The sequence below is a fragment of the Nocardioides sp. genome, assembly GCF_004803405.1.
In the GTDB taxonomy this organism is placed as follows: domain Bacteria; phylum Actinomycetota; class Actinomycetes; order Propionibacteriales; family Nocardioidaceae; genus Nocardioides; species Nocardioides vastitatis.
Genome location: NZ_SSXI01000097.1, coordinates 1 through 4,836, shown reverse-complemented (window position 1 = coordinate 4,836; position 4,836 = coordinate 1). Strand labels below are relative to the sequence as shown.

Here is a 4,836-nt window from a genome sequence, read left to right as displayed (position 1 = left end):
CAGCTCCGCCGCGCTGGACTGGGCGCGCTCCAGCCGCACGTGGAGCGTCCGGAGGCCGCGGAGCGCCAACCAGGCCTCGAACGGCCCCGGGACGGCCCCGGCGAGGTCGCGGCGGCCCTTGAGGGCGTCGTACACCTCGTCGTCGGCGGTGACGAGCGCGCCCATCAGGACGTCGCTGTGCCCCGAGATGAACTTGGTGGCCGAGTGCAGCACGACGTCCGCGCCGTGGGCGATCGGCTGCTGCAGCAGGGGAGTCGCGAAGGTGTTGTCGACGACCACCCGGACGCCCAGCTCGTGCGCGGCCGCGGACAGCGCGGGGATGTCGGCGACCTCCAGGGCCGGATTGGTCGGAGACTCGATCCAGAGGAGAGCGCAGCCCTCGTCGTCCTCCATCGCCTTGATCACCGCAGCGGTGTCGGCGATGTCGACCAGATGAGCCCTCATCCGCCCTCGAGCCTCCCCGTCGGCGAGCGCCATGATCGTGCCGCTGTAGGAATGTCGCGGCGCCACGACGCTGCCGTCGTGGCCGACCAGGTCCAGGAGCGTGGTCACCGCCGCCATGCCGGAGGCGAAGGCGAGTGCCCGGCCGCCCTCCAGCGCGCCGAGCGCCTCCTCGAAGGCCGACCAGGTCGGGTTGCCGTAGCGCCCGTACTCCAGCGACCCGGCGGCGACGTAGGTCGACGCCATCGTGATCGGGGCGTTGAGCGGCTGGTCGGGGTCGTGCGGAGGGCGGCCCGCGGTCACCGCCACGGTGGCTGGTCGGAGCCGGCCGGTGGAGGAGGTCTCGGAGCCGGAGGTCGGGTCGAGCGCTGAACCGGACATGCCCCAACGGTAGGGTCGTCGGCGATGAGCGCTTCCACCGGACGTCGGATTCGCGTCGCAGTCGTCTTCGGCGGGCGCTCCACCGAGCACGCCATCTCCTGCGTCACGGCGGGCAGCGTGCTGCAGGCCATCGACCGCGAGAAGTACGACGTCGTCCCGATCGGCATCGCGCCCGACGGCCGCTGGGTGCTGGAGGCCGACGACCCGACCCGGCACCGGATCACCGGTCCGGGGCAGCTGCCCGCGGTCGACGCGGACCGGGCGCCGGTCACGCTGACCCGCACCGCCGGCGGTGCCGGCCTCATGGTCAGCGAGCCGTCCGCCCCGCCGCGTGAGCTGGGGGACGTCGATGTCGTCTTCCCGCTGCTGCACGGCCCGTGGGGGGAGGACGGCACCATCCAGGGCCTCTTCGAGATGTCCGACGTTCGCTACGTGGGCTCCGGCGTGCTGGCATCGGCGGTCAGCATGGACAAGGCCTTCATGAAGATCGTGCTGGCAGCGGCAGGTCTGCCGGTGATGCCGAGCCACACGGTCACTGCCCGCGAGTGGACCGCGGACCCGGCGGCAGTGCGGGCGAAGGTCGCCGGGCTCGGGTACCCGCTGTTCGTCAAGCCTGCCCGCGGCGGCTCCAGCATCGGGATCGCCAAGGCGCACACGCCCGCCGAGATCGACGACGCCATCGAGCTCGCACTCGCACACGACCCCAAGGTCCTGGTGGAGGTCTCCGCCGAGGGCGCCCGGGAGGTCGAGTGCGGCGTGCTGGAGTCGCTCGACGGCGGAGTGGAGACCAGCGTCCCCGCGGAGATCCGGATCACCGGTGACCACGAGTTCTACGACTTCGAGGCCAAGTACCTCCCCGAGGAGCACACCGAGCTCGACGTCCCGGCGAAGCTGCCCGACGACGTCGCCGAGGAGCTCCGCGAGCTCTCCGCGCGCGCGTTCATCGCCGTCGGCTGCGAGGGGCTGGCGCGGGTCGACTTCTTCTACATGCCCGACGGCTCGCTCGTCGTCAACGAGCTCAACACCATGCCCGGCTTCACGCCGCTGTCGATGTTCCCCCAGATGTGGGCCGCCACCGGGCTCGAGTACGCCGACCTGGTGGACCGGCTGCTGTCGCTGGCCCTGCACCGCGACACGGGCCTGCGCTGAGCTAGTCGCAATCGTCCTCGAGCGTCAGGTGTTCCTTGACGGGCTCGGCCAGCACCGCCATCGCTGCGGCGCCGGCGTTGGGGCGGTAGCCGGCCGGGACCCGGATCTCGACGCGGGGCCGGTAGCCCGCTGTGGTCAGCGTCTGGTCGAGGTCCTGGTCGGTGTACTGCTCCTCCGGCATGTACCAGCCGACGCCGTTGGCGATCTCGCACGACGCGGTGAGGTCAAAGCCCTCGGGCACGCCGACCCCGCAGCGCACCACGATCGGGGGGTCGCCGTACGCGGCGGCCGGAGCGTCGGCGGGCTCGATCTCGACCCGCTCCTGCTCCGCGAGGGTCTCGGGCAGGTCCTCCGCGAACGCCGCGCACGCCTCGCGGTCGGTGCCGGACAGCTCGACCTCACCGACCTCGACCGGTCCGCCACAGGCGGTCAGCAGAAGAAGCAGCAGCGCCCCACCGGTCGAACAGGCAGCCCGGCGACCGTGACGAGAGCGGACGCGACCGCCCACCACCGTCAGATGTGGACGACGGGGCAGGTGAGGGTGCGGGTGATCCCGTCGAGGTTCTGCACCTTGGAGACGACCAGCTTGCCCAGCTCGTCGACGTTGCGGGCCTCGGCGCGCACGATCACGTCGTACGGGCCGGTGACGTCCTCGGCCATGGTGACGCCCTTGATCGCGCCCACCTCGCGGGCGACCTCGGCAGCCTTGCCGACGTCGGTCTGGATGAGGATGTAGGCCTGCACCACCATGAGTCTGAGCTCCCGTCGAGACGTTTTCAGGACGGTTCAACCTACCGCGACCGGGCGTGGCAGCAGAACCGGCGCGGGTGCCGACTTCCCGGGCGGGTTCTGGTGGGATAAGCGCATGGCTGCCGCAACCGACGGGAACGCGACCCTGTCCGACCTCGGCGAGTTCGGGTTGATCGGGCGGATCAGCGACCTGGCCGCCCGGACCGCGCCGGGCGAGGACGTCCTCGTGGGACCCGGTGACGACGCCGCCGTACTGCGGGTGCGCAAGGGCCACGTCGTGATGTCGACCGACCTCATGGTCGAGGGCCGACACTTCCGCCGTGACTGGTCCGCCGCCGCCGACGTCGGTCACCGCGCGGCGGCGCAGAACCTCTCCGACATCAACGCGATGGGCGGCCGTGCGCAGTGGTTGACCGTCGGCCTGGCGGCTCCCGCGGACCTTCCGGCCGAGTGGGCGCTGGACTTCACGCAGGGCTTCGCGGAGGAGTGCGCGCTCGTGGGTGCCGGGCTGGTGGGCGGCGACATCAGCCAGGCCGACCAGGTCGTCATCTCCGTCACCGTCATCGGTGCTTGCGCAGTCTCGCCCGTGCTCCGGTCGGGTGCCGAGGCCGGGGACGTGGTCGCGATCCACGGACGCCAGGGCTGGGCCGCCGGGGGACTGGCCGTGCTCGGCCGCGGCTTCCGCTCGCCGCGGGTCCTGGTCGAGGCTTACCGCCGCCCCGAGCCGCCGTACGACGCCGGGCCGGTGGCGGCCGAGTCCGGCGCGACCGCGATGATCGACATCTCCGACGGCCTGCTCGCCGACGCCGGCCACCTCGCCCGGGCGTCCGGGGTGAGCATCGACATCACCACCGGGTCGTTCGAGGTCGCCGAGCCGCTGGTGGCCGTGGGCGCCGCGATCGGCGCCGACCCGCTGCAGTTCATCCTGGGCGGGGGAGACGACCATGCGTTGCTCGCGACCTTCCCGCCGGGCCCGGCGCTGCCGGACGGATGGACGCGGATCGGGACGGTCTCCGCTGCCGGCGACGGCCCGTCGGTGACCGTGGACGGGTCGGCGTACGACGGCCCGACCGGGTGGTCACACTTCTGAGGGTCGGGTTCTGAGGGTCGGGGTGTTGGGGTGGCTATTTGGCGTTGGTTTCCGAGGCTCCTGGCGCCTGCATCCCTTGAGAAACCTGCCAGTGCCACCACCCCACAAATGCCGAAGACCGCCACCCCCGAAGGGCGACGGTCTTCGCAACGAGCTCAGGTCAGCGGCTGACCTTGCCGGCCTTCAGGCAGCCGGTGCACACGTTCATGCGCTTCGGGGTGCCGTTGACGACCGCGCGGACGCGCTGGATGTTGGGGTTGAAGCGACGCTTCGTGATCTTGCGGGACCACGGCCGGTTGTTGCCGAACGCCGGCTTCTTGTCGCAGATCTCGCACACGGCGGCCACGGGGACTCCTAGGGATTGCTGTTGCTTCAAGTCTGGTCGAGCACCGGGCACGAGAGTGCTCCGGGCAACCGGATGAGAATAGCCGACGGCGCATGCCGGACCGAAATCCGCGGACCGTCCGCCGACGCTCTAGTCTGACTCGGATGGACGAGGGGATGGAGCAGGGGGCGACGGGCGCGGCCAGCCCGACGGGCGGCATCGCGCTGGCGACCGTGCTCCGCTTCGTCGACGTCGCCGTCGACGCGCTGGCCGAGGCCCGCGAGGAGATCGACGCACTCAACGTCTACCCGGTGCCCGACGGTGACACCGGGACGAACATGTACCTCACCCTCGTGGCCGCCCGCGACGCCATCCGGGAGGCGACGTTCGAGAACCCCGACCAAGGGACCTTGAGAGGGCCGCTGGCCGCGCTCTCGCGGGGAGCGCTGCTCGGGGCTCGGGGCAACTCGGGGGTGATCCTCAGCGAGATGCTGGGCGCTGTCGCGCGCCGGCTCGCCGCGGCCGACGGCGCGCGCAGCGGCGAGCGCACCGGCGAGCCCGACGGTGAGCGCAACGCCGAGGTCATCGCCGAGGGGCTCCACCAGGCCACCGACGCCGCCTATGCCGCCGTCGGTGACCCGGTCGAGGGCACCATGCTCACCGTCCTCCGGGCGGCTGCGGACGCCGCGCGCGAGATCGC

At 71.9% G+C, this 4,836-nt stretch carries 7 protein-coding genes; 3 read left to right on the top strand and 4 right to left on the bottom strand.

Annotated elements, in window-relative coordinates:
* Positions 1 to 822 (bottom strand): trans-sulfuration enzyme family protein (locus tag E7Z54_RS07255; RefSeq protein WP_136432379.1); only part of this gene is annotated, 822 nt, incomplete at its 3' end.
* A 24-nt stretch (positions 823 to 846) separates the two neighbouring features.
* On the opposite strand from E7Z54_RS07255, the gene E7Z54_RS07250 reads away from it, so the two are divergent.
* Positions 847 to 1,971 carry a D-alanine--D-alanine ligase family protein gene (locus E7Z54_RS07250; RefSeq protein ID WP_136432377.1) on the top strand — a complete coding sequence of 375 codons (1,125 nt, stop codon included), beginning with the start codon at positions 847 to 849 and terminating at the stop codon, positions 1,969 to 1,971.
* Between the two features lies 1 nt (position 1,972).
* On the opposite strand, the gene E7Z54_RS07245 is transcribed toward E7Z54_RS07250, so the two are convergent.
* Entirely contained in the window at positions 1,973 to 2,479 is a 507-nt protein-coding gene (locus E7Z54_RS07245) for a DUF3515 domain-containing protein (RefSeq protein WP_168798209.1), read from the bottom strand.
* Between the two features lie 5 nt (positions 2,480 to 2,484).
* On the bottom strand, positions 2,485 to 2,721 hold the full coding sequence (locus E7Z54_RS07240) for an Lrp/AsnC family transcriptional regulator (protein ID WP_136432375.1): 237 nt from the start codon (positions 2,719 to 2,721) through the stop codon (positions 2,485 to 2,487).
* 115 nt (positions 2,722 to 2,836) lie between these two features.
* Between E7Z54_RS07240 and E7Z54_RS07235 the strand changes: the two genes are divergently transcribed.
* The gene (locus tag E7Z54_RS07235) at positions 2,837 to 3,811 is read left to right on the top strand and encodes a thiamine-phosphate kinase (protein WP_136432373.1); all 975 of its coding nucleotides are present in this window, start codon (positions 2,837 to 2,839) and stop codon (positions 3,809 to 3,811) included.
* Between the two features lie 160 nt (positions 3,812 to 3,971).
* Here E7Z54_RS07235 and rpmB read toward each other — a convergent pair whose 3' ends face one another.
* Positions 3,972 to 4,157, bottom strand: a complete 186-nt coding sequence (gene rpmB / locus E7Z54_RS07230) for a 50S ribosomal protein L28 (protein ID WP_136432371.1) — start codon at positions 4,155 to 4,157, stop codon at positions 3,972 to 3,974.
* A 143-nt stretch (positions 4,158 to 4,300) separates the two neighbouring features.
* Between rpmB and E7Z54_RS07225 the strand changes: the two genes are divergently transcribed.
* Positions 4,301 to 4,836, top strand: a 536-nt coding sequence (locus E7Z54_RS07225; protein ID WP_240769559.1) for a DAK2 domain-containing protein, incomplete at its 3' end; no start/stop codon positions are given.

Coding starts and splice junctions, on each gene's coding strand:
- E7Z54_RS07250 (WP_136432377.1), top strand. CDS start 847: ATGAGCGCTTCCACCGGACGTCGGATTCGCGTCGCAGTCGTCTTCGGC.
- E7Z54_RS07240 (WP_136432375.1), bottom strand. CDS start 2,721: ATGGTGGTGCAGGCCTACATCCTCATCCAGACCGACGTCGGCAAGGCT.
- E7Z54_RS07235 (WP_136432373.1), top strand. CDS start 2,837: ATGGCTGCCGCAACCGACGGGAACGCGACCCTGTCCGACCTCGGCGAG.